At 43.7% G+C, this 23,221-nt stretch carries 18 protein-coding genes; 5 read left to right on the forward strand and 13 right to left on the reverse strand.

What is annotated here, in order from left to right:
* Positions 1-22 precede the first annotated feature (22 nt).
* Complete coding sequence (locus MR764_RS15465; protein ID WP_247980345.1) at positions 23-3,403, forward strand: family 16 glycoside hydrolase; 3,381 nt, start codon at positions 23-25, stop codon at positions 3,401-3,403.
* An 85-nt stretch (positions 3,404-3,488) separates the two neighbouring features.
* Here MR764_RS15465 and pyrF read toward each other — a convergent pair whose 3' ends face one another.
* From pyrF to MR764_RS15485, 4 genes are all read right to left on the reverse strand, one after another.
* Complete coding sequence (gene pyrF, locus MR764_RS15470; protein ID WP_247980346.1) at positions 3,489-4,322, reverse strand: orotidine-5'-phosphate decarboxylase; 834 nt, start codon at positions 4,320-4,322, stop codon at positions 3,489-3,491.
* Positions 4,323-4,378: 56 nt separating this feature from the next.
* Complete coding sequence (prfA, locus tag MR764_RS15475; protein ID WP_247980347.1) at positions 4,379-5,464, reverse strand: peptide chain release factor 1; 1,086 nt, start codon at positions 5,462-5,464, stop codon at positions 4,379-4,381.
* Between the two features lie 63 nt (positions 5,465-5,527).
* Positions 5,528-6,697 (reverse strand): AIR synthase related protein, encoded by a 1,170-nt coding sequence (locus MR764_RS15480; RefSeq protein WP_247980348.1) that lies wholly within the window; start codon positions 6,695-6,697, stop codon positions 5,528-5,530.
* Between the two features lie 140 nt (positions 6,698-6,837).
* Positions 6,838-8,499, reverse strand: a complete 1,662-nt coding sequence (locus MR764_RS15485; protein ID WP_247980349.1) for an AMP-binding protein — start codon at positions 8,497-8,499, stop codon at positions 6,838-6,840.
* A gap of 223 nt (positions 8,500-8,722) precedes the next feature.
* Between MR764_RS15485 and MR764_RS15490 the strand changes: the two genes are divergently transcribed.
* Together MR764_RS15490 and MR764_RS15495 are read left to right on the forward strand one after the other, a co-directional pair.
* On the forward strand, positions 8,723-9,379 hold the full coding sequence (locus MR764_RS15490; RefSeq protein ID WP_247980350.1) for an HD domain-containing protein: 657 nt from the start codon (positions 8,723-8,725) through the stop codon (positions 9,377-9,379).
* A 65-nt stretch (positions 9,380-9,444) separates the two neighbouring features.
* A complete protein-coding gene (locus tag MR764_RS15495; RefSeq protein WP_247980351.1) occupies positions 9,445-9,834 on the forward strand; it encodes a VOC family protein in 390 nt (129 codons plus the stop codon).
* 49 nt (positions 9,835-9,883) lie between these two features.
* Here the strand turns inward: MR764_RS15495 and MR764_RS15500 are convergent, their stop codons facing one another.
* From MR764_RS15500 to gpmI, 9 genes are all read right to left on the reverse strand, one after another.
* Positions 9,884-10,225, reverse strand: coding sequence for a hypothetical protein (locus MR764_RS15500; RefSeq protein WP_247980352.1), 342 nt, complete (start codon positions 10,223-10,225; stop codon positions 9,884-9,886).
* A gap of 2 nt (positions 10,226-10,227) precedes the next feature.
* Complete coding sequence (locus MR764_RS15505; protein ID WP_247980353.1) at positions 10,228-10,719, reverse strand: hypothetical protein; 492 nt, start codon at positions 10,717-10,719, stop codon at positions 10,228-10,230.
* Between the two features lie 6 nt (positions 10,720-10,725).
* Positions 10,726-11,286, reverse strand: a complete 561-nt coding sequence (locus MR764_RS15510; protein WP_247980354.1) for a hypothetical protein — start codon at positions 11,284-11,286, stop codon at positions 10,726-10,728.
* Between the two features lie 41 nt (positions 11,287-11,327).
* Positions 11,328-14,378 carry an SPOR domain-containing protein gene (locus tag MR764_RS15515; protein ID WP_247980355.1) on the reverse strand — a complete coding sequence of 1,017 codons (3,051 nt, stop codon included), beginning with the start codon at positions 14,376-14,378 and terminating at the stop codon, positions 11,328-11,330.
* A complete protein-coding gene (locus MR764_RS15520) occupies positions 14,350-15,150 on the reverse strand; it encodes a hypothetical protein (RefSeq protein ID WP_247980356.1) in 801 nt (266 codons plus the stop codon). Before MR764_RS15520 ends, MR764_RS15515 begins: the two co-directional genes overlap by 29 nt.
* 78 nt (positions 15,151-15,228) lie before the next feature.
* Positions 15,229-15,792 (reverse strand): hypothetical protein, encoded by a 564-nt coding sequence (locus MR764_RS15525; RefSeq protein WP_247980357.1) that lies wholly within the window; start codon positions 15,790-15,792, stop codon positions 15,229-15,231.
* Positions 15,793-15,924: 132 nt separating this feature from the next.
* Positions 15,925-16,488, reverse strand: a complete 564-nt coding sequence (locus MR764_RS15530; RefSeq protein WP_247980358.1) for a hypothetical protein — start codon at positions 16,486-16,488, stop codon at positions 15,925-15,927.
* A 257-nt stretch (positions 16,489-16,745) separates the two neighbouring features.
* Positions 16,746-17,324 (reverse strand): DUF3109 family protein, encoded by a 579-nt coding sequence (locus tag MR764_RS15535; RefSeq protein ID WP_247980359.1) that lies wholly within the window; start codon positions 17,322-17,324, stop codon positions 16,746-16,748.
* A gap of 108 nt (positions 17,325-17,432) precedes the next feature.
* On the reverse strand, positions 17,433-18,965 hold the full coding sequence (gpmI, locus tag MR764_RS15540) for a 2,3-bisphosphoglycerate-independent phosphoglycerate mutase (protein WP_247980360.1): 1,533 nt from the start codon (positions 18,963-18,965) through the stop codon (positions 17,433-17,435).
* 268 nt (positions 18,966-19,233) lie between these two features.
* Here gpmI and MR764_RS15545 point away from each other — a divergent pair, with 268 nt between their 5' ends.
* On the forward strand, positions 19,234-21,633 hold the full coding sequence (locus MR764_RS15545; protein WP_247980361.1) for an ATP-binding protein: 2,400 nt from the start codon (positions 19,234-19,236) through the stop codon (positions 21,631-21,633).
* Between the two features lie 76 nt (positions 21,634-21,709).
* Positions 21,710-23,056 carry a sigma-54 dependent transcriptional regulator gene (locus tag MR764_RS15550; RefSeq protein WP_247980362.1) on the forward strand — a complete coding sequence of 449 codons (1,347 nt, stop codon included), beginning with the start codon at positions 21,710-21,712 and terminating at the stop codon, positions 23,054-23,056.
* The last annotated feature ends 165 nt before the right edge of the window (positions 23,057-23,221 follow it).

Consider the following 23,221-nt stretch of genomic DNA (forward strand, 5'->3'; position numbering starts at 1 on the left):
AAACGAATTAATGAAGATTACAATGAAGAAAAATATAATTCAACTTATTTGCCTCCTTGTTTTGGCCGTTGTTTCGGGCACTGGTTTTGCCCAGGACCGCCGTACAATGGACACCAAAGTCGCCGATATTCTGGCACAAATGCCTACCAAAAACCTGACTCACCTCGACAAGGCGATGAACGAGGTTTTCCTGTTGGGAAATGAAGGTTTTCAGAAACTGACACAACAACTGACACCTCCCGGAGTTGGCGATGACACCGCAGTGCGTTTTGCACTGAATAGCTATGCTCGCTACGCCAGTCAGTTTGGTAAAAATGCAGAACGAACTTTGGCTGAAGACAATTTACTGCAAGCGCTTGCTGCACAAAAAGACACTGAGGTTAAGACTTTTTTGATGAACCAACTAAATCTGGTTGGAGAAGCAAAAACCACTGATGCACTGAAATCTTATCTGAATAATGAAGAACTGGTTGAACCAGCCGCACAATGCATCCTGGCAATTAACGGCGATGGCGCTGCCAAATTATTCCTGGAAGCGCTTCCTGCAGCCGGCAAACAAGCGCAGATGACTTTGGTTCGTGCCTTGGGTCAACTGAAATGTAAAGCAGCTGTAGCCCAAATTACACCTTTTGTTTCGGCTGAAGATGTTGCAATGAAGAAAACAGCTTTAGCTGCACTCGCCAACATAGGTGCACCCGAATCGTACAAAACCCTGTTAAAAGCAGCGGGCGACTTTAATTACGAAGCCACCAACGCTGCGGAAGCCTTTATAACCTATACCAACCAACTGGGAGCAAACGGCGAACTGGAGCTGATGAAAAAAGCCTGCAGTGCCATTTTTAAAGCCAACTCCGCTGCCAATCATTTACACAACTACTCAGCAGCTTTATCGATTTACGCCAAATATCTGGGTTACGAAGCCACTCCGCTTTTATTAAAAGCTGTTGACAACGCTGACAAAGCTTTCCGCTATTCAGCCTTAAACATTGCCGAAAAAACCGGAGGAATTGCCGATACCCGCAAATGGATTGCCAAAGCAGAAGCTGCTTCACCGGAAGTAAAAGCCGAAATTATCTCTATGCTTGGCCGTCGGGGTTGTGGTTTGGCAACTACTATTGTTACCGAAAGCCTGGCTTCATCGTCTGACGCCGTTCGTGAGGAAGCGGTAGCAGCGCTGGCCAAATTAGAGGGAACAAAAGCGATTCCTGCATTGACGGCCCACCTGGCCGCCGGAAAAGATATCGCTGCCACAAAAGCCGTTTTAACTACTTTGCTCGACAAAGACCACCTGTACACCGTTGCCGGAAAATTGGGAAATACCAACGGCGCAACCAAAGCAGCTCTGATCGAACTGATTGGCGCAAAAGCAGGTGCACAATATTTCGACAAAGTTTTAGCCGCGACTGCTTCTGCTGATGCCGCTGAAAAAGCTGCAGCTTTCGAAGCTTTAAAACGCGTTTCAACCTACGGCGATACCGATGCCCTTTTGAAACTGTTGCTTTCGGCCTCAAACGATGGCGAAATTGCAGCTACACAAATGGCAATCGTTGCTGCAACAGCTGGTGTTGATGCAGAAAAACAGGCCAACGGCAAAGTTCTCTCAGCGCTTGAAACTACCAGCAAAAAAGCCTTAATTCTGCCTATCCTGCCTGAGATTGGTGGCGACATAGCACTTGCAACCGTTACTAAATATTTCACCACTTCATCGGGCGATCAAAAGAAAGCAGCATTTGATGCTCTGACCAGCTGGAAAGACTATTCAGCTTCGAAATCGTTATACGAAATTTGCAAAAATGCCACAGGCGAATATCAAGCTAAAGCTGCCAGCAACTTTGCAAGAATGGTAAAATCGGCGCAACTGCCCGACGACCAGAAATTGTTGCAATACCGCAAAATTATGCCTTTCGCAGGTTCTGATGCCGATAAAAACAACATCATCAAATCGATTGGTCAGCTGAACACTTTCCTGTCGATCATCTATTTGGAAAATTTCCTTGATAACAAAGCCCTGCAACAAAATGCAGCAGTTGGCATCAAAGACGTTGCCCTGAAAGGTAATTTTTACGGAGACATCGTTCGCCGTGCCCTTGAAAAAGCATCGTCGGTAATGGAAGGTGGCGATAGCCAGTATTACAAAATCGACATTGAAAACTATTTAGCCAAGATGCCTAAAGGCGAAGGCTTTGTTTCGATGTTTAACGGCAAAAACCTCGAGGGATGGCAGGGAATGATTGCTGGAGGTAATCCGATTGCGATTGCCAAATTGAGCGAAAAAGACCGCGCCAAAGCCCAGGAAGAAGCCGACAAAGTGATGCTCGAAAACTGGAGCGTAAAAAACGGTTGTATTGTTTTCAGCGGCCACGGTGGCAACCTGGTATCGACAAAACGCTACAGGGATTTCGACATGATTGTTGACTGGAAGATCACGAAAAAAGGTGACAGCGGTATTTACCTGCGCGGAACACCTCAGGTACAAATCTGGGATACTTCGCGTGTGGAAGTGGGTGCACAGGTGGGTTCTGGCGGACTTTACAACAACAACGCCGACAACATCCGTAATCCCTTGAAAGTTGCCGATAATCCGATTGATGAATGGAATACTTTCCGTATCACCATGATCGGCGAAAATGTAACAGTTTACCTGAACGGCGAACTGGTGGTTGACAATGTTCGCATGGACAACTACTGGGACCGCAAAATTCCGATTTTCGAAGAAGGTACTATCGAACTTCAGGCTCACGGTAACGAACTGGAATTCCGCGATGTATATGTTCGTGAAATCAATACCGAACAAATTGGCCTCACTCAGGAGGAAATCGAACAAGGTTTTGTATCGTTGTTTAACGGCAAAAACCTTGACGGATGGCAAGGAAATAAAACCGATTATTATGCTGAAAACGGCGAGTTGGTAGTTAACCCCAAAATGGGCGGCCATGGCAACCTGTTCACCGAAAACGAATACAGCGATTTTATTTTCCGCTTTGAATTTAAACTGACTCCCGGAGCCAACAACGGCCTTGGCATACGTGCCCCGCTTGAAGGCGATGCTGCCTATGCTGGCATGGAATTACAGATACTGGACAACACGGCACCAATTTATGCCAATTTGCACGAATACCAGTACCACGGTTCGGTTTACGGGACCATCGCTGCAAAACGCGGTTTCCAGAAACCGGTTGGCGAATGGAATGTGCAGGAAGTGATCGTAAAGGGAACAAAAATTAAAATCACCCTAAACGGTGAAGTTATCCTTGATGGCGACATTGCCGATGCACGCGAAAATGGCACAAAAGATGGTAAAAACCACCCGGGCCTGAAACGCGAAAAAGGCTATATCGGATTCCTGGGACACGGTTCGGAACTGTGGTTCAGAAATATCCGTATCAAAGACCTGAGCAAATAACAAAAAACAGGCGACAAGTCAAATTCATAAAAAGCAAAAGGGCTTCCGGTTGGAAGCCCTTTTTTATTGGAGTCAAAATTTATTTTTAAAGCAGATTGGCTTCCTGAAGAAGCACTTCCATTTCCTGTTGAACCTGTCTGGCTGCATCTCTTGCTTTTTCAGCAAAATCAACGTCATTCGATGCATAGATAATTCCACGCGAAGAGTTCACCAGCAAGCCACATTTCGAGTTTAAACCGTTGTGGGCCACCTCCTGTAAACTACCACCCTGCGCGCCAACACCGGGCACCAGCAAAAAGTGATTCGGTACAATCTCGCGAATCTCCTTTAACTTCTCGGCTTTTGTAGCTCCAACTACGTACATCAGGCTTTCGTCGGTTCCCCACTCTTGCGATTTTTTCAGTACTGTTTCGAACAGCTTGTCGCCGGTTTCCTTGTCTTCAATAAACTGAAAATCAAACGCTCCTTTGTTCGAAGTCAGCGCCAGAAGAATTACCCATTTCCCGGGATAAGTCATAAACGGTTTTACTGAATCTTCGCCCATGTAAGGAGCCACTGTAACGGCATCAAAATTCTGTTTTCCGAAAAAAGCCCGGGCATACAAACTCGATGTATTGCCGATATCGCCGCGTTTGGCATCCGCAATCATAAAAATCTTCGGATATTTTTGTTTGATGTACGAAACGGTCTTTTCAAGTGTCATCATTCCCTTCGACCCCATGCTTTCGTAAAAAGCGAGGTTAGGTTTATAAGCCACTGTAAACTCAGCCGTTGCATCAATTATTTCCTTATTGAAAGAAAACATCGGATCGGAAGTTTCCAGCAGATGCTGAGGAATTTTTTGAATATCCGTATCGAGCCCCACACAAAGAAAGCTGCGCTTTTTCTGGATTTGCTCAAAAAGTTGTTCTTGATTCATTGTTAATTATTGAAAGGCCGAAGCCGGAAGCCCGATATTCGTCCTTATTATAAGAATTAAATAGCTGCTTCTTTAAGCTTCTCGGCGTTCTCTTCAAACATCAGTTTTTCGATGATCTCGTCGATTTCGCCGCCAATAATCGCCTGCAGGTTATACAATGTCAGGTTAATACGGTGATCGGTAACACGTCCCTGCGGCCAGTTGTAGGTACGGATTTTAGCCGAACGGTCGCCGGTAGAAACCATGGTTTTACGTTTCGACGAAATTTCATCGATGTATTTCTGGTATTCCATGTTGTAAATTCGGGTACGCAGTTCGGTCATCGCTTTGGCTAAGTTTTTCAGCTGCGACTTCTCGTCCTGACAAGTCACCACAATTCCGGTTGGCATGTGTGTTAAACGAATGGCCGAATAAGTAGTGTTCACCGACTGTCCACCCGGACCGGAAGAACAGTAGGTATCTTTTCGGATATCCGATTCTTTCAGTTCCACGTCAAACTCTTCGGCTTCGGGCAAAACTGCCACGGTTGCTGCCGATGTATGTACCCTTCCCTGCGTTTCGGTTTGCGGAACACGTTGTACGCGGTGTACGCCCGATTCGTACTTCAGGATGCCGTAAACACCTTCACCGGTAACTTTGGCCACAATTTCCTTGTAACCACCCGCAGTTCCTTCGTTGGCATTGGTAACTTCCAGACGCCAGCCTTTTTTCTCGCAGTATTTCGAATACATACGGAAAAGGTCGCCGGCAAAAATACTGGCTTCGTCGCCGCCGGTTCCTGCGCGAATTTCAAGAATTGCGTTCTTCCCATCTTCCGGATCGGCCGGAACCAGCAAGAATTTCACTTCCCGTTCAACTTTTGGCAGCAGTTCTTCCGACGCATCAATTTCTTCACGTGCCATGGCACGCATATCCTCATCGCTCTCCTCTGCCAACATTTCCTTCCCGGTTTCGATATTATCTACCAGGTTCTTATATTCCTGAAACTTGCCCACCAGCTTTTGCAGGTTTTTGTATTCCTGATTCAGCTTCACATAACGCTTCATATCCGCCATAACAGCCGGATCGGTGATCTGCTGCTCTACCTCTTCGTAGCGATGCTTGATCGACTCAAATTTTTCAAGTAATTCGTATTGTGCCATTTTCTATTCCTTTCTTATGCTGTGTATCTCCGGTTAATGATCGCTTGTTTGCCCTGAACTGAATCAGTACACAAACTCTCCCTTTTCTGACCGGATCGTTAACTTTTTCCCTTCAAAAGATTCAACTCTTCCAATAATCTGTGCATCGATGTTGAACGATTCAGAAATTTTAATGATCTCCTGTGCCACATCTTCATCACAGTATATTTCAAAACGGTGCCCCATGTTAAACACCTTGTACATTTCTTTCCAGTCGGTTCCCGATTGTTCGTGAATCAGTTTAAACAGCGGAGGAACCAAAAACATGTTGTCTTTTATGACATGAACATTATCGACAAAATGCAGCACTTTGGTTTGTGCACCACCCGAGCAATGGATCATTCCTGATATCTTGCCACGATACTGATCGAGCACTTTTTTAACTACGGGAGCGTAAGTTCTCGTTGGCGACAGTACTAGTTTACCGGCATCAATATCCAGGTTCTCAACGGCATCAGTCAGCTTTTTGCCGCCCGAATACACCAGTTCTTCCGGCACCTGCGGATCGAAACTTTCGGGATATTTTTCCGCCAGGTATTTTGAAAATACATCGTGACGGGCCGAGGTCAATCCGTTGCTTCCCATTCCCCCGTTGTATTCGGTTTCGTAGGTTGCCTGACCCGACGAAGAAAGCCCTACTATTACGTTTCCGGCTTTGATACGGTCGGCAGAAACCACGTCTGCTCTTTTCATGCGGCAGGTTACGGTTGAATCAACGATGATGGTACGCACCAAATCGCCTACATCAGCCGTTTCTCCACCGGTGGAATGAATGCTAACGCCCATCTCGCGCAAAGTGGCGAGCAATTCTTCGGTTCCGTTGATGATGGCTGCAATAACCTCTCCCGGAATATTGTTTTTGTTTCGTCCAATGGTAGATGAAACCAAAATATTATCGGTGGCTCCCACGCACAAAAGATCGTCTACGTTCATGATCAGTGCATCCTGTGCAATACCTTTCCAAACCGAAAGGTCGCCGGTTTCTTTCCAGTACATGTAGGCCAGCGCCGATTTTGTGCCGGCTCCGTCGGCATGCATAATGTTACACCACTCGGGGTCTCCGCCCAAAATATCGGGAACGATCTTGCAAAAAGCCTTAGGAAATACTCCCTTATCTACATTCCTTATTGCTTCGTGTACATCTTCCTTCGAGGCTGAAACTCCCCTTGCACTGTATCTTGATTCCGTTACCATCTATCCTCAAATTTTTGTGGCTACAAAATTAGCAAAACTTTGCTCATTTCAGGAAATTAGCCTGGCATTGCCCTCATCTTTAATGTAACAAAAAAGGGAAGCCTCATCTGAAGCTTTCCCCTGAAAAATATCAATTTATCTTAGACGTATAAAAATCTCTTGATTTTTCGGGTGGGAGTACGTTCAAACGGAATAGGCTGCAAGACCACCTGATTAATCCGCGAAAATTTGTTGACTTCCATATTCACCTTCTTCTGGATTTCCTGTAAAATCTCCTCTGATTTAACCGCAATATATTGCTTGGCTTCCAGTTTCATAAGTTTCAGGTTTTCCTCCACTTCTTCCATGTTCAGGTGAATCATGGCCACGAGCTTTCCTTTCTTCTCAACCACCAGCGATTCGAGCACAAATCGCATTTTGTTGATGACCGACTCTATTTCTTCGGGGTAGATGTTTTCACCGCTGGCTCCCACGATCATGGTTTTGATACGGCCTTTTACATACAATTTGTTTTTAATGAACACCCCGCGGTCGCCGGTACGAAACCAGCCATCTTCAGTAAAAACTTCTTCAGTGATCTCGGGCGCTTTGTAATACCCTTTCATCACGTTTTCACCTTTAGCCTGGATTTCACCCTCTCCGGTTTTCGGATCAGCATCGGCAATACGAAGGGTCACACCTTCCATGGCAATACCGGTAGAACCAACGCGGGTATTTTTCCCCACAGCGCCTGCCAGCAATGGAGCTGTTTCGGTTAAACCGTAACCAATTGCGTATGGAAATCCGCCTTCTTTCAGAAAACGTTCTACCGTGCTGTCGAGTTTTGCTCCGCCAATTCCAAAGAAATGTACACAACCACCAAAAGTCTCCATCAGCTTTTTTGCGGCCACCTTGTGTAATAGAATCCGGGTGGGAGCAAAAGTGCTCAGGAAACGCATCAGCGCATTTTTCTCGAAAGTAGGCTGTATCTTTGACCGGTACACTTTTTCAATAATTAAAGGCACCGACAGCATTATTGTTGGCCTAACTATTTTCAGTGCCGGCAATAAAACCGGAGGTACCGGTGGTTTGCGCAAATAATGCACCGAGGCGCCATACATCATGGGCAGCAAAAAGCCTACGGTATTTTCGAGCGTATGCGATAGCGGCAAAATAGAAAGAAACCGGTCGTGCTCTTCTATTTTTTGCAACGTGCGGCTTTGGCGGGCTGTCCACGCCAGGTTCTTATGCGTCAGCATTACCCCTTTCGATTTGCCTGTAGTTCCTGAAGTATAAATCAGCGATGCCAGATCTTCTTCCTCAACCTCCACCGGAACAAAATCTTTTTTAGTAACCGGAACAGATGATGCGAGTAATTTCAGATGACTTGCCGGAGTTTTCTTTGGAATAATAGCAAAGCGCTCCATCAGAATCATACATTCGAGCAAGTCAGTCGTTTTCTCACTTAAACCCGAGTACAAACCTTCGGAAACAAACATGGCTTTCGATTCGGAATGTTCGAGTATAGCATGTATTTCGTTGCTGTGAAAATCGGGTAAAATTGGAACTGCAACAGCTCCAATCAATGAAATGGCAAAAAAAGCTTTCCCCCAGTTGGGCATGTTGGCAGCTAAAACCGCAACTTTATCGCCCCGCCCAATGCCAAGCTCCAATAACATTTCTGCAATGCGCTCCACTTCTTCGCCCATTTCGGCGTAGGTGTAATTTTCTTCGCCGGCAAACACAATGGACGTTCTATCTGCATAGTTTTCTACCGAATTGTAAAACAGTGCCGGTAGAGTAAGTCTTTTATTATACATCATTACGATAGTCCCTTATCTGTTCAACTTAAATCAACTGAATCATTTAAGTCCTTAAAACGAGGCAAAAATAGTAAAAAAGCGATTTATCCAACAGTGACTCATATTCCATTCAAATCGACCCATGCAATTATCAGCTAATTATCAGCTCGTTAACTATTTTACATCTCGTAGATTAACATTTTTTTGCTTTTAAAACCTACCTTCGAAGCGTTAATTTTGAATTATGAATTCGAATATTCAAGAAAAAGAAGTAATCAAACGCACTGAAGCCCATGTTAAACAGTTATTTGACGGCGAAGGATCGGGGCACGACTGGTGGCACATTTATCGTGTCCGGAACCTGGCTTTGAAAATTTCAGAAAAAGAAGGCGGTGACCTGTTCATCATTGAAATGGCCGCTTTGTTACACGATCTGGATGACTGGAAATTAAAAACCGAAAAAGAAGCATCGCGCACCGAAGCGTGGCTTCATCAGGTGCAGGTTGACAACGATCAACAAGAAAGGATATTACAGGTTATTTCTGAAGTATCGTTCAAAGGAGCTGAAGTAGAAACACTCGCTACCACTACAGAAGCCAAAATCGTTCAGGATGCCGACCGCCTGGATGCCATCGGAGCCATTGGAATTGCACGTACATTTGCTTACGGCGGGAACAAGGGGCGCTCAATGTACGATCCCGAAACTCCTCCGGTTATGCACAACAATTTTGAAGCCTACAAAAAGAACAACGGACCCACCATCAACCATTTTTACGAAAAACTTCTGCTTTTAAAAGACCGCCTTAATACGGTAACAGCAATCGAAATGGCTGAAAAAAGACACACCTATATGGAAACTTTTTTAGCCCGTTTTTGTGCTGAATGGGACGGAGAAATTTAATTCAGACCCCTCTGTTTTATCCAGAAAACGTTTTGTATTTTTAATAGATCAAAAAAAGCAAAGCCATGCGTATTGAACATATAGCAATCTGGACCAACAACCTGGAAGGTCTCCGAAATTTTTACATGCATTATTTCGATGCATCTTCGTCAGAGATTTACCACAACCATTCGAAAGAATTCCGTTCTTATTTTCTTTCGTTTTACGGTGACTGCCGTCTGGAGCTAATGGAAATGCCGGGAATTCCAAAATCAAAAGATGATGCGATAAAGCAATTTACCGGACTAATTCACTTTGCGGTTAGTGTTGGATCAAAAACCAAAGTTGATTTATTAACCGAAACTCTTCGCAAAGACGGATTCAGGGTGTTGAAAGAACCGCACTTCACGGGTGATGGTTATTACGAAAGTGTTATTCTGGATCCCGATGGAAACCGGGTGGAAATTACGGGCTAGCAAAAGCGCTCAATTACTTTACGCAAACAAGAATTGACATTCAATCTCTTTAGTTGATCTCATCGCCACACTCCCATAATTTTATGGGGCGATGCTTGTTTTGCTCATAATCAGCGGGATCGAGAAATTCTCCCCAAACCACCTTGTCGCCGTTGGAGCGGTACACCTCACAGTTACTGCACGACCAATAACCACAGTACAGATGATAGTAATATTGCTCGTTGTAAGTCCATCGTTGCAGGATACATCCATTACATTCACCTGATTCCTGAAGTTCAGTCAAGCGCACTTTCATCCAAGCCGGAATTATAACTTCTTCGGTTTCACGTTCCTCACAGTTAATCAGAAAAAAAGCCAAAACCGAAAGGATAATTACGATTCTCCACTTCATTTTCAATTGTCGTAAATCGTTAATAAAACATTCGTTTCAAAATCCTGCGCTCCCAGCGTAACCGAGAGTCCGGACAACCTCAACTGAACAGGAATATCAGTAACTAAACCACGTCCGCTAAAAAAAAACGTTGACGTGTTGTTAACTACCTGGTAACTGCTTCCTCCGGAAATCTGATTATTTTTATCGCCATACCCTTGTCCGGTTCGTACAATTTCTAACTGAACAATATCATTCCAGACTAAATCTTCTTTCACCACCTCAATTTTCCATTTTTGGTTAGGATTATTTTTTTTATCCCAATTGTCGTCGGAATTAACAGAAACAAATACCGATGACTCACTTTCAAGGGTAGCGGCAAAATCTTCACCGGCTTCTGAAATTGTAAAGTTTGCACCGTCGAAGGAAACCTCTCCATCTACTGTCACCGTCATTGGTTGGGCGTTAACGAGTAATCCCAAAAACAAAAAAGCCAATGCCAAAGTATATTTCATACTCAATTAATTATCAGTTATGGTATACATTACGGTGAACACCTGCTCTCCGATCGATTTAATCTGCTCAAAATCTGAAATCTCGAGAAAATATTGTATTTCATGTCCCTTGCCTATCCCATCTCCGGTAAAGCAACTCCCGATCCCCGAAATAACCGGATGTGGCTGACTGGTAATCTGAACCTTTCCAACCGGACTTCCCTGGTTCTCGCTGCCAAATGCCGAAGCAACCGACGCTTGAATATACAGCGAAATACCATCAGGAATACTTCCTTCTGAAATTTGTGCGTTGATTGAACGACGGCTTCCATTCTTAAGAATTGCTGAGGTATAGTTGATCCAAACGGTTTCGTTCGAGACATGTTCCACCACCGGTTCTCCACCGGCAACACCTGGTGCAGCAATAGCAAACTCAACGTTTCCAAGATCGGGTTCAATATCCACTAACGCAATCTCCGGTAACGAAAACCGTACATTCACATAACCGCTATTCCATTGCGCACTCGCCGACCATCCACCGATCAGCGTCACCCAAACAACCATCAGATATTTCATAACGTTCTTCATTGATCTCATTTCAACGACCATTATTGGATTTGTGTGTAAAGCTAATCTTTACCATTTTCTCTGAAATCTATCAGATTAATCACCTTCCCATTTTTGATTATAACCACAAAAGGCGATTCATACTCTGTTTTTAATTTTTCCAATTCTTCTCTTGCCTCCTTCAGGGTTTTAAAACTGCCGATAAAATACTTGTGTAAGCTATCAATTTGTTTCTCGAAATAAAAAGATTGCCCTTTCAGAAACTTCGAGTCTTTTCGCAACGCTTTACGAAATGCGCCAATCTGTACCGAATAAAACAAGTCCGGCTCAGAAGGTTCTTTGACTGTTCGTTTACTGATCACCACCGGCATCGATCCCTTTTCCACCGACAACGCGTTTCCGGAAGATTTAAAGATGATCTCCTTTTTCGAAGACTCCAGCACGATTTCAGCATACTTCTGATCCCCCGGTTCAAGATGATAGGTATACGTTGACTGCTTTGGCTTATAACCCGCCGGAACCGTATTCCCGTAAATACGCAACTCTACCTCCCCGGGGCGAACCAGCGGAAATGAAAACCGGCCGTCGCTGTCGGTAGCTATGCGGAAGGTTTCAAAATCGGTTCTCAACTCCACCACAATATTGGCGGGTTTTACCGACTTGTCGTCCAATGCGGCCAACTTATTCTGCCCCAACAGGAGTTGTCCGTTCAGTCGGGCTCCTTTCTGAATCTGAATGTTTACCACCGATTCGTCATTATCCAGCACCTCCAGCTCCAAAGGCATTGGAATACTTGGTATCTCATCCACATCCAGCCTTGCCCGGTCCACGATCAACAACTGCTTTCCGGGTGGAACCAACTTAAATTCGAACTCCCCGTTTTTATTCGTCACCGTGGTTTCATTCAGCATCCGCAGATAAACGCCTTCCACAGCATCTCCCTTTTGATTGCTGATTCGTCCAAGCACTTTGCCTGCTTTTACAACCTGTTTTAACGGAATTCCCAATTTATACGAATACGTAGCTGAAACCGTAAACTCCGGATCGTCAACCTGATGCCTAAAAATCGTATAAAAACTCCGGAGCGCGATTTCGTGCTTACGCAGGAAGGAGTAATTCAGGTTGAACTGCATCAGGTTGCGGTTGCGGTAATAATCGTCGATATCGTACGCATTTTGCAAATAAAAATTGGCCCGAAGATTTTTCGAGATCCGGCTGGTAGCTGCCATTCCCACCAATAAGCTTCGCTGGTCATCCGAAATGATACGGTTTATGTTCGACCAGTTTCCAAAAACACGTACCGAATGCTGAGAATTAAAACGATAGGTTATATCTGCAGCAGCCCTGTAACTGCTTTGGTTTTCCTGTCCGGCATTTTCGAGGAAGTTGGTTGTTTCACCAATTTCGCCGTTCAAATAATAATATAGCTTTCTGAACCTGTGGCTGAATTGCAAATTCCAGGAATCAGTTTGATAATGAAACTTCTCCTTAATCAAACGGTCTTCCCGCTCATATTGTCGCCAGTATACTTTCAGATTACTCCTTTCGCTTGTTTTATAACTGACAGCTCCCTGCAACGACCGGGAATAGGGTGCCGTTACAAAAAAAGTATCCAGTTGCGCGTTTCTGAAATCTTCCCGTGCATTGGCATACAAACTTATCCGCTTCGATACGCGCACACTCAATCCTGCAGAGTAAAACCGCGAATTGGTATAATAACCGGGGTAGTCCTTTCCCGTATCGTAATAAACTCCATTAAATTGAAAGATGGAAAACTGACTGTTCAGACCAGCACGAATAGCATTCGATTTTTTACTGAGAAACTGCCCGTGTGATAATTCGATTTCAACTGATGTCCGCTTAAAGGGATTTAGCAGCGAAGTAAAACTAAACAACTGAGCAGGATCATTTTCAAGTTGATATTTCTTTGACAAATAATACAATCCGATTTTATTATTTCGCTTAAAACTGAAATCGGTGAATGCAGCCAATTCACTTTCAATCTCCTGATAAAAACGTGGCTGCAGGTATTTCATCCCCACTCCCCATCCGTTGTTCAGCGTTAGTTTGCTCTCCACTCCCCGCCCATACCTGAACGACTCGGTAAGCGGCGTAAGCGAATAGGATTTATCTCCCAGAAACACTTCGAGGTTATCGTTCGAATAAGTCAGATAATACTGGTCGTACAACCCCAGAAAGCTCAGATCAGAATTGTCGGGCCAGCGGGCCATAAATCCCAACTGGTGTTTTCCTTCGGTATCCAGGGAGCCACTCCCCTCAACCTGGTATTGCAAAACCGACTGATAGTCGTTATCCCGGTTAGTTGAAAGATAAGTGGCAGATGCCTTCACGGGAAACCGGAAGTATAAATCTTTACTGGCTTTTTTTGAGGGCAACACAACGGTGCTGGCATAAACGCTTTTCAAAACCCTTTCGTCGACCTGCGCCCTGACCGTAAACGACTCATCAACGCTTTGCACAGCCTCTTCTGATGTTGATTTTACAACCTGAACGCTCGCCGAAGCTCCCGGTTCCAATGAAAGGGTTGAAGTCCCTTTTACATCGCAATTATTTGTATTTATAAAAACATTTTTCGACGTATTCCCCAGGTTTTGTATCCTGTATGATGCAGAAATCTCATCTCCCGCCGATACGTAAGTTGGTTTTTCGATCAACTCCAGTGTAATGTTCTCAATTTCCAAAACAGAGATATTCATGCTTGCTTCAGCCAATAACTGTTTCCCTTGCCTGTTTTTCAACTGAATTGAAACCGGATATTTACCAACCCCAGTCTGTCCCTCAACTTTCAATGAAACAATACCCAGTTTTTTTTGTCCGGGTTCCACCATAAATTCGGTAATCTTCGTGATCAGATTCCACGAATCGGGAAAAGAAAAGGAAAGCTCCAGCTCTGCAACATCGGCAGATAAATTTTCGATCTGATAAGCCAGATTCACCACTTCTCCCGGACGAACAACAAGCTCGTTTTTCACAAAATGAATAGACAGAGAATCGCTCTGCCCCAATACCTGGAGAGTCGAAATCGGAATAAGAATGGCTAATATGAGGAGATAGCGAAGCATGTCAGATTTCAAGCGAAATGTTGCTGCCATAAACATGGTCTTCATCGCAGTCTGCCACAAGAATTGCAGAATAGTTACCTGATTTCAGGCCTTCCAAAACGAGAGAAGTTTTTATTGAAGTGCCCGGAAGCGTTTTCCGCCTGTCGGCCTTAAAAACACCTTTTGAGTTCCCGCTTTCATCAAATACTTCCAGACTTATTTCGGGCTTCAAAATACATTCACCTGTATTTTCAACCGCCACATTCAGCACATTGTTCTCTCCGTTATTCTCCAACTCCAATCCTAAAAACTGCAAATCTTTTTTCCCCGATTCTCCAATATTTGTAATCACCTGAACGGCATACCGAATGGCAGTATTGATTTTTACGCCATGCGTAGAAGCAGAGGTATCAGGAGGAACAATCCCTTCCACCATAATCACACTCCAATACGTACCTTTTAATGAATCGTTTTGCGGCACATTCACTTCAAAATCAACAAATGCTTTTTCGTTGGGTTGAAGCGTAAGCAATTGCGGACTGTATTTTATCCACGAAGCGTTAGAACGCGCAAGTGTTCCGGGCTCATCGTGCCGGCTTTCTCCGGTGTACGAAAACCAGTAATCACGGATATAAACTTTTACACTCTTTTCTTCCGAGCCATTATTTTGAATTTCAATTCGTTCTTTGTACGTTCCTCCGGTCTGCCCGGTCGTCTCATGCGTCAAGCCATTTAATACCAAAATATTGGCATCTGAGGTTGGAGAAATCAAAGAAAAAAGAAGAAAAAAGAATAAGATGTGGATCAGATAGTGTTGCCTCATTCTGATTGGTTTTTACATTATGAAAATTTCCAATGCTAAAATACCAATATCAAGGTTCTTTACAATTGTTTTAGGAAATTAATTATCGTCTGTTAATGTATAAACGACATTTACTGAGGCTCCTTTATTTTTAGTGTTTTGATGGAACCGGGTTTCATCCAACTCTACCTGATACGACAACAGATGACCATTATGAGCACCTTTCCCCGTATAACAACTTCCAATTCCAGAAATAACATCGGCAGGACGCTGACCAAGCACCACCGTTCCATTTGTTTTCCCTAATTCTCCGTTGCCGTTGCCCACACTGTCTTCCGCCTTCAATTTTAGAACAACTCCTTCGGGTATTTTTCCTTCAACAGTTGCAGTTACTTTTCTTTTCTGATTTTTATGACAGATAGATGAATAATTCAGCCAGACACTCACTTCCGAATCAGCTTCCAATTTTATCGTATTACCCGCAGACGATGGAGAAATTCCACACAATTCAACACCAGAGCTATTTTCATACTGAAGCGACAACAAAGCAACATTGGGGATAATAATGCTTGCTTTATGTTCAGCATTTTTACCACTGCCTATGCAAAATCGCGTGATCGAAAAAAGCATAATAATTACAAGAAATGTGCCCTTGTGTTTCATACTGTTAAAAGTAGACAGCCTGAACACGAAAGACAATAGGCAAAACACCTATTAATGCGGTAAAAAAGACTGAAAATAAAAAGAGGAAAACCGATCAGTCTTCCTCTTACCCTTATTTTTTATCGTTATTTGTTATTCCGCTGTGATAGTATAGGTAATCGTTACGCTAAAATTGTCAGAGGTTAAAGCACTATAACTTGCGTCTGTATCTGTCATTTTCAAGGAATAAGTAAGCAGGTGTCCACTTGCACCCGTCCCTGTATAACCATTTTTGATTCCAGTAACAATTTCCTTGCCTTCCGTAGTGCTCAGCACAACAGGAGTATCAACTCCAGTCCCACGATTACCTTTTCCTCCAACTGAATTTTTGGCAGTCTCCAGCTCAATTGTAACACCGGCGGGTAAACTTGTCCCATTCTCAGTCATCGAAACAGAAATGGTATTGGAAGAACTGCCATTGTTCAAGATGGAAGAATACTGCAAATACTTTGTGTTATTGGTGGCGCTGCTAAAATCCAATGCCTCTCCAGCGTTCTCAGGAGCAGTTGGTGCAAGTGTAATGTCTCCAGTAGAGGACAAGCCAACCATAGCATACGATGGGATAGTAACTGTTATGTTGTGTGAAACATTTGTTTGAGCGTTTAAGGCTACTGCTAAAAAAAAGATTAAAACGGATACTAAAGATAATTTTTTCATGTTGTTGTGTTTTTTATTTGTTTGTAATTATTCTTCAAAAAATCTTGCATCTATTTGCGTCCGATGCGCCAAACAAAAAACAACTCACGTGCCAAAAACAACAACACACTATATATCAACCACTTATAGTCCGCACCAAAAATTCATTGAATTCAACATGGGACAACAATTAACCACATTGGGACATTAGTAATAAAATGGGAATGCCGGGAAAACCAATAAAAACACCTCGTACTGAGCCAATATGAGACACGTAACTATTTTGAAGATTCCAGATAACTGGATGCAATCTCCAGTTCTTTATACCACTCTTCGCCATATTTACGAATAAGCGGTTCTTTTAGAAATTTATAAAGGGGAAGCTTTTGGGAAGCGCCACACTGGCGGCCAGGTTTGCAGATTTTTAACTGCTGGTAGTTTACTGCGTCAAAATCGCGGTATTCAGTTATCCGGATTGGAAACAAATGACAGGAAACCGGCTTCCGAAAGGCTGTTTTTCCTTCGAAATAAGCTTTTTCGATGGCACACTGCAAAATGCCTTTGTCGTTGTAAAACGAATACGCACATTGCCGGTTGTCGACAAGCGGAGTTACCAGATCTCCATCACTGTCAATCATCGAATACCCCTGTTTTTCTACCTCCCTCTTATGTTTAGCAGGAAGATATTCTTCAAACACGGGATAATCCGTCTCAATATGAATGGCTTCTTCATCGGTAAGCGGAGCTCCGGAGTCTCCCTCAATACAACATGCTCCTTTGCACTTCAGGATATCGCACAAAAAATGCTTCTCAAAAATGTCATCACTTAATATTGTCCGCCCGATCTCAATCACCATTCTTCTTTACTAATTGTGAACATTATCATCATTCCCGCGAAAGCCGAATCTTTCAAAACTTCTCAGACTCTTTCCCGCAGGAATGATGATATATCTTTTTTGAAAAACCTATTTTACAATCAGGTTCTTTCCGGTCATGTCGGCAGGAACTTCAAGTCCCATATCGGCCAACAAAGTCGGAGCCACATCGGCCAGCACACCGTCCTGCAGCTTAATTCCCTGTTTTTCGGTTACAAAAACACAAGGCACCGGATTCAACGAGTGAGCCGTGTTTTCAGATCCATCCGGATTAACGGCATTGTCGGCATTTCCGTGATCGGCAATCACCATCACATCATAACCACCTTTTTGAGCCGCTGTAACCACATCTTTCAAACATGCGTCGACAGCTACAATTGCTTTGTAAATCGCCTCATAAACGCCGGTATGTCCAACCATATCGCCATTGGCAAAATTCAGACAAACAAAGTCAGCTTCTCCCTTTTCCAGCTTTGGGACAATCGCATCGCGAACGCCTGGAGCTGACATTTCCGGTTGGTGATCGTAAGTCGGCACTTTGGGTGATTGAACCAGAATCCGGCTCTCTCCTTCGAATTCGGCTTCGCGGCCACCGCTAAAGAAGAAGGTTACGTGCGCATATTTTTCTGTTTCAGCAATCCTGATCTGTTTCAATCCTGCTTTTGCCACAACCTCACCCATGGTGTTCTGCACATTGTCTTTGTCAAAAATCACGTTAATACCTTCGAAGTCGGCTTTGTAGTTAGTCATCGTATACCATTGGAGATCCATAGTATGCATGCCAAACTCAGGAAGATCCTTCTGTGTGAAAGCAATGGTTGTCTGACGCAAACGGTCGGTACGGAAATTAAAGCAAATTACCACATCACCTTCTTCAACTTTTGCCAAAGGCTCTCCGGCTTCATCCACCATTACGATAGGCTTCATAAATTCGTCGGTCACACCATTGTCGTACGACTTTTGAATGCTTGCCAAAACATCGGTTGATTTTTCGCCTTTGCCTTCGGTATAAAGATCGTACGCCAGTTTCAATCGGTCATAATTATTGTCGCGGTCCATTCCATAGTAACGGCCAATCAACGACGCAAATTTTCCAACGGTTCCTTCCAGCGCATTTAAATCGGCTTCAACAAAACCATATCCTGAACGCGGGTCAGTATCACGACCGTCCATCAATCCATGTACAAAAACATCGTCCAATCCCATATCAGTAGCAATCTGACAAAGCGCCACCATATGAGAACTAAGTGCGTGAACTCCACCAGGGCCAATCAAACCCACCAGGTGAACTTTCTTATTATTGTCTTTGGCATAATTGTATGCTTTCAAAATCTGCGGATGCTGCCACAGCGACTTGTCGCGGATTGCCTTTGTAATTTTTACCATATCCTGGTAAAGAATCCGGCCGGCGCCAATATTTAAGTGTCCTACCTCCGAGTTTCCCATCTGTCCATCGGGCAAACCCACATATTCGCCGCAAGCCATTAATTGTGAATGTGGGTATTTTTCCATCAGCGAATCCATAAAAGGTGTCGGAGCCGTTGATACGATATCATTTTTTGAACCATCACCGATTCCCCATCCGTCGAGAATCACCAGTAAAGTTTTCTGAATTTCAGCCATTTTATTTTGTTTTTATACGTTATCAATTTTTGAACGGACAAAAGTATCCTTTTTTGACGCATTAAAGAAATAACAATCATTCCGGACAGATTGATTTAACAATCTTTTGGAATTCAGCAGGCTCGCACTTAAAAAGGACCAACGAACCTCCCGGATTCTACTTCCCAAAACAATGCACATTCTACCTTTTCGTTATCATTAACAATGCTCTTACATAACGACATTTGCCAGCTATTGATTAATTTAGTTCCTGAAAATCGTTTTTCAGATGCGAAAAATTAAAATCGAAATACCCATCCTCATTATTACAGCTGCAATGTTGGCATTAATTGCCCTTTCCGGAAACATGGTTTATAAAAGCCTTTCTGAAATTGTGGATTCCTGGCTAAACGAAGCACGCCCCGATTACAAACTGATAATGGTAAAAGACCTGAATGCCGATTTGGGGGAAATCGAGAATTCTGTCAAACTTTATTCGCTCAGCAAAAACCAAACTTACCTCGAAGCCTATTACAACCTGAGCAACACCGTTGAAGCCAAACAAAACAAACTGAAACATTACGCCATATCGGATACCGCGGCGCGCGAATCGGTAGATTCCCTGCTGCTTCTTTCGCACCAAAAACTTCTCGTTTGGAAAAACATCCTGAACCTTCATCTTTCGAAAGACGACGAACACAAAACGTTTGCCCAGTATTTTGAAAGTCTGGATACAATGGTTGTTGTAAAAGATACCATTCGGTTTGAAGAACCCGAACGAGGCAGCTTTTTTAAGCGCCTATTTGGCAAAAAACCGGAACCACCACAGCCCGTGATTGTTGACCGAACCGTTGAGCAACAGACCATGCGCAACGATATTGCAGAGCTGGAAAAAGAAATGGCCGCACGCAACAAGGCACTTGCCAGCCGCGAAACTGCGTTAATGCAGAAGAACCTCGAAATCAACAATGCCCTTTTGGCACTTATTTCGAAGCTGGAACTCCAGGAACAGCAAAGCCAGTTTCAGAAAACGCAACAAGCCGATCTTCTGGCCTCCCAAACCTATAAACGTTTAAGTCTTTTTGCGCTCACGGTTCTCCTGCTTATGATTCTTATCTTAATCCTTATTTTCAGGGATTTGCACAAAGCACGATCGTACCAGCGTGCACTTAAAGAAGCCAAAAACCATGCAGAACAACTGGCACGCGCCAAAGAGCTTTTTGTCGCCACCGTTAGCCACGAAATGCGGACACCGGTCAATGCGATTTATGGTCTGTCGGAACAGCTTTTGCAACGTTCCCTTGACGATAAAACCCGTAAAGACCTCGATGTCATTCATAAATCTACCCGCCATTTGATCGATCTTGTCAACGATACTTTCGATTTTACCCGGATAGAAAACCAACGCATTCAACTTAATCCTACTGATTTTCTACTGGATGAACTCCTCGAAAAAATCGAGCTGTTCAACCGCGATACCGCAAGATCCAAAAACATTCAACTGTCGATTGAAAAGGGAAATACAAAAGGTCTGGTTGTTTTTAACGACGAAAGCCGTTTGAAGCAAATCCTGAATAACCTTGTTACCAACGCCATCAAATTTACAGATATGGGCTCGGTGGTCCTAAAGGCTTCTGTGGTTAGCAAGGGAAATAATAAATGGCTCAAGTTTGAAGTAAAGGATACCGGGATTGGAATCTCGGACGAAAACCGCGAAAAAATATTTGATGATTTTGTGCAGCTCGATACCGACGCGAACAAAAAAGCCGGAGGAACCGGACTGGGACTTTACATTGTGAAGAAACTGGTTTCACTTTTGGAAGGCAACGTATCGGTTCAAAGTCAAGTGGGCGAAGGCACAACATTCACGGTTATACTGCCTTTTAAGAAAGGTGATCCAAACAAAATCATTCGATCCAACAAAAGTTACTCTGCTCCCGATCAGTTAAAAGGAGGCAAAGTGCTGATTGTTGACGACGAAGAATTTAACCGTCATTTGCTAAAAAATATTCTGGACAAATGGAAAATCGGATACGATGAAGCAGAAAACGGACAACAAGCCGTCGGGCTGGCTTTAAAAAACAAATATCGCTTAATCATGATGGATATCCGCATGCCGGTACTTAGCGGCATTGAGGCTTCTCAAAAAATCAGGAAAAACGGAAACACAAGCCCAATCATTGCACTATCTGCCAATAAAAAAAGCCAGGAAACCGACGATATTTTTGACGCCTTTCTGGAAAAACCGTTTAAGGAAGCAGAGCTTTACTCGGTCATCACCGAAACTTTGAAAAATACAGAAGCTATTCCTTCCGGGAATGAAGAGGATGACCAACAATTTCAACCTAAGCTTGAAGATTTAATGAACATGGCCAACGGCGATAAAGTATTCCTGAAAGAGATGATCCTGATATTTCTGACTTCCAGTCAAAATAACCTTGAAAAAATAAAAAGGAACATCGACCAGCAGCAATGGCAGGCGGTTGCCGATCTGGCCCATAAAATGGCCGCTCCGGTAAAACACATGAATGTTATAGCGGTTTATTCCACAGTTAAAACCCTTCAACAACTGGCCGAATCAGGAGCTGAACCCGATGAAATTGACCGTACATTTGAACGACTGAGCCAAGAAACAAGCCTCCTGAACTTGCATCTGCAAAAAATGCTGGAGAATAATTTTACAGATTGACAATAGCTTTGCCTTGTGTTGTGCCTGATATTGGATAAATTTGCCTGGCACGGCAGCGCGAAATGCCTTACGGAATATGGAATCAAAATCATTTAAAATATTTGTAGTTGAAGACGACGAGTGGTACAACCGCTTGCTGGTGCACAATTTATCGCTGAACCCTGACTATGAAATCCAGTCGTTTGCTGACGGGAAAAGCTGTTTGGAGCAATTGCATCAGAATCCCGATGTAATTACGCTCGATTACCGCCTTCCCGACTTGAAAGGCCTCGAGGTGCTCAAACAGGTGAAAGAAATAAACGAGGACATCCAGGTAATCCTCATCTCGGAGCAGGAAGACATTGAAGTGGTGGTTGACCTGTTGAAACACGGCGCGTACGACTACATTGTAAAATCGAAAGACATCCGCGAGCGACTGCTAAACACCGTTAACAACATTCGAAAGGAATTCAAATTAAAAGACGAAATCAAAACGCTTCGCAAAGAAGTCCGCAAGAAATACAGTTACCAAAATACGATTGTTGGCAACAGTCCGGCTACACAAAAAATATTCGATTTAATTGAAAAAGCTACCCGCACCAACGTAACCGTTTCGGTAACCGGCGAAACAGGAACGGGCAAAGAGCTGGTTGCCAAAGCGATTCACTACAACTCGGAACGGGCTAAAAAACCTTTTGTGGCCGTAAATATGGCGGCCATTCCAAAAGACCTGGTGGAAAGCGAATTGTTTGGCCACGAAAAAGGGGCCTTTACCGGAGCGGCAGCCCGCAGAATTGGAAAATTTGAGGAAGCACATGGCGGAACCTTGTTTCTGGATGAAATCGCAGAAATGGAAATTTCGCTGCAAGCCAAGCTGCTGAGGGCGCTACAGGAAAAAGAGATTATCCGCATCGGCAGCAACCAAACGGTAAAAATCGATTGCCGCATCATAATGGCCACCAATAAAAACCTGCTCGATGAAGTTAAAAAAGGAAACTTCAGACAGGATCTTTATTACCGTTTGTACGGACTTCCGATAGACCTTCCGCCCCTGCGCGACCGTGGCAACGACGTAATAGTGCTGGCGAAAAGTTTTATTGCAACCTTTTGCAAGGAAAACAAACTGGAACCCAAAACCCTCGGCTCTTCGGCCTCACGCAAACTCTTATCGTATCCGTTTCCGGGGAATGTGCGCGAACTGAAATCGGTTATCGAACTGGCAGCCACCTTAGCTGACGATAATGAAATTCTCGCGGAACATCTTATGCTTGACGATTCAGTAAGCCTTGAAAGTCTTTACACCGATAATATGACGCTTCGGGAATACAACCTTCGCCTGGTAAAAAAACTGATGGAGCAATACGACAACAAACCCAAAATTGTTGCCGACAAACTGGGCGTTGGCGTGGCAACGATCTACCGCATGCTAAAAGAGGAAGAATAAGCCCGTTTTTTTATCATTTTGATAATCAACTATCAATGTGATAAAACACAAGCTCCCCTCCGTTTTTTCAAACAACTGATTTACTGTTGATTCCGTTTATCCCAAACTCTGGCACAACACTTGGCTATAGTATGCCATATCAATCAATTAAAACGATAGGAGATT

The organism is Maribellus sp. YY47, from assembly GCF_023111095.1.
Lineage (GTDB): Bacteria > Bacteroidota > Bacteroidia > Bacteroidales > Prolixibacteraceae > Draconibacterium.